This is a genomic window from Microcystis sp. LEGE 00066 (assembly GCF_015207925.1).
Taxonomy (GTDB): Bacteria; Cyanobacteriota; Cyanobacteriia; order Cyanobacteriales; family Microcystaceae; genus Microcystis; species Microcystis ichthyoblabe_A.
Window position 1 is genome coordinate 1 of the sequence record NZ_JADEVX010000324.1, and the last position, 2,069, is coordinate 2,069.

Consider the following 2,069-nt stretch of genomic DNA (forward strand, 5'->3'; position numbering starts at 1 on the left):
TTCTTTTCTTCTTCCGTGAATTCTAGGTTAATCATGTTTTTAATGAGTGCTTTGCTTCTAATTATGACTCTTGAACTATATTATTGTCTTTGAGTAAAAAATGCAAGTTATAACCGTGCAAAGTATATTTGAAAATTGGTTTACGTTGGCTGGCGGGAGTTGTTCATAAGGCGCGTCCCTTCTTGCGACTTGACCACTTATTTTCTGTTGACCCTTTTCCCTGTTTTGCTTCTCGCAAAGCTCGTCAGGATTATTATGGCAAAATTACCTTTTCTTTTATTCAGGAGTTTGAGGCTTTCACATAACAGTACTTGTCTTTGTATTGAAAAATGTGTCCGTCAGTCAGGATTTTTACTCCTTCAGTAGCGAGAATAGTGCCGACCATAATAGCGACGCTAATCGGACCGATATAGGCAAGATAAATAATAGTATTTTGGGGAGTTTTTTTCTTAAGTTTCTCTAGATTATAGCGTAGTATTTGCAGAAAAGTTTTCAGCATTTCTTGATCATAAATATCACAGGAGTAGTTAAAAATTAAATCTGTTTCGCTAATATTGAGATACTGGTCAAGATTATTTTGATGCTCTTTGTATTTATTTTCTGTTTCGATGATATTAAAAAGCGATTGCAGAGCCTTATTACTATCGGCAGGATTAGCAATATTAATCACTATCGGTAGAGGAATCGCCTGATGTTTATAGAGGTCGTATTTCTGAGATTCTAGCCAGATACCGATGATAACTAGAGCCAAAGTAATCAGAAAAATTAGATAATATCCCTGTCCAAATTGATCGGCAATTAGTGCCAAAATAGCGGCGATGGTTAATGATGCATTGGTGAGGGGATTAAAGATAATATTATAGGGATATTGACGCAGATTACTCAGGACATTTTTAAGAGATTTCAGCATAATTTTACTAGAGATTTAGGGCATAATATCGAGAAGACACAGAGACAATTCGGGAAAAACTGCCGAACTAATGCGCTCATAAAGACGATATAATTTTTGTTGATATTCATCACCTTTTAGCTGACAAATAGTCAAAGTAGGCTGTTTGGGTTTACCGATAAAAGAGATGCCACCCAATCCACAAAAATCGACAATCCAATATTCAGCAATACCTAAAGATGAGTATTCTTCAACTTTGCGTGCATAATCATCTTGCCAATTACTACTAACCACTTCTACCACTAATTTAATTGCTTGGGAGCTAGTTAAAATTGCTTGTTTTTCCCAGAGAGGTTCGGTGCTAAAGTCCACTTCATCCAAAATGATGACATCGGGACGTAAAGCAGTAGCTTGACCCGATTCTGGACGGAGCAAACAGTTTTTAGGAATTGTCCAGGGTAGATGTAATCGAAAAATTTCTCCCCACAGTCTTCCTGCGATTTTTCCCGCTACGGATTCCTGATGTCCAGTGGGTTCCATGTCTCGCAACTCCCCGTCAATTAATTGATAGCGTGGGTCATCTCCATACTGGTTTAAAAAGTCTTCAAAAGTGAATAATTTGGGAGATAGGTAGGTCATGATTTTTATCGGATTAGACCTATAGCTTGTTGTTGTTATCCATGATACTGATTGCTCGCCAGAATCGGGGGATTTTGGGGGTTAAAAAATCCTTAAAAAAAACTCCCCCCCGCTACCCTCCTTAATCAGTAGCTAGACAATTAAGTAGGTAGGCGTTAAAAGTTGTCAGATCCCCCCGCCTATCGGCACCCCCCTTATCAAGGGGGCTATCCATTAGTCAGATCTTTCTTAACAAAAAGAGAAGAAACTTAAAAAAAGGGGAAACGATTGATAGGTATAGTTTTGAAAGAAGGAATTAAGGTGGAGGTAAGCAAAAAAATGGAGAAATGGGCAGCCCAAGAATTACAATATGCAGACCTAGGGGACACCAGAAGAAAGAAAAGGTTAATCAGTATCGTAGAAAACTTGGCCAGTCAACCTAGTACAAGTGTGCCACAAGCTTCGGGAAATCTAGCCGCAGCGAGTGCCACCTACGACTTTTGGAATTCCCCCTATTTTCACCCCTCAGATATAATTGCCGCCCAAGCTAAAAGTACAGTAG

Annotated in this window: 3 protein-coding genes; 1 reads left to right on the forward strand and 2 read right to left on the reverse strand. The window is 38.8% G+C overall.

The genetic code is table 11. The features are described from left to right. Window positions 1-280: 280 nt before the first annotated feature. Together IQ224_RS23100 and IQ224_RS23105 are read right to left on the reverse strand one after the other, a co-directional pair. Window positions 281-910: a hypothetical protein gene (locus tag IQ224_RS23100; RefSeq protein ID WP_002745810.1), complete on the reverse strand. Its 630-nt coding sequence runs from the start codon at window positions 908-910 to the stop codon at window positions 281-283. A gap of 15 nt (window positions 911-925) precedes the next feature. Next, window positions 926-1,528: a Uma2 family endonuclease gene (locus tag IQ224_RS23105; RefSeq protein ID WP_002745813.1), complete on the reverse strand. Its 603-nt coding sequence runs from the start codon at window positions 1,526-1,528 to the stop codon at window positions 926-928. Window positions 1,529-1,846: 318 nt separating this feature from the next. Here IQ224_RS23105 and IQ224_RS23110 point away from each other — a divergent pair. Beyond that, window positions 1,847-2,069, forward strand: a 223-nt coding sequence (locus IQ224_RS23110; RefSeq protein WP_130757148.1) for a transposase, incomplete at its 3' end; no start/stop codon positions are given.

What these genes read in the sequence shown, in the direction of transcription:
- IQ224_RS23100 (WP_002745810.1), bottom strand. Translation starts at nt 910, where the DNA reads ATGCTGAAATCTCTTAAAAATGTCCTGAGTAATCTGCGTCAATATCCC.
- IQ224_RS23105 (WP_002745813.1), bottom strand. Translation starts at nt 1,528, where the DNA reads ATGACCTACCTATCTCCCAAATTATTCACTTTTGAAGACTTTTTAAAC.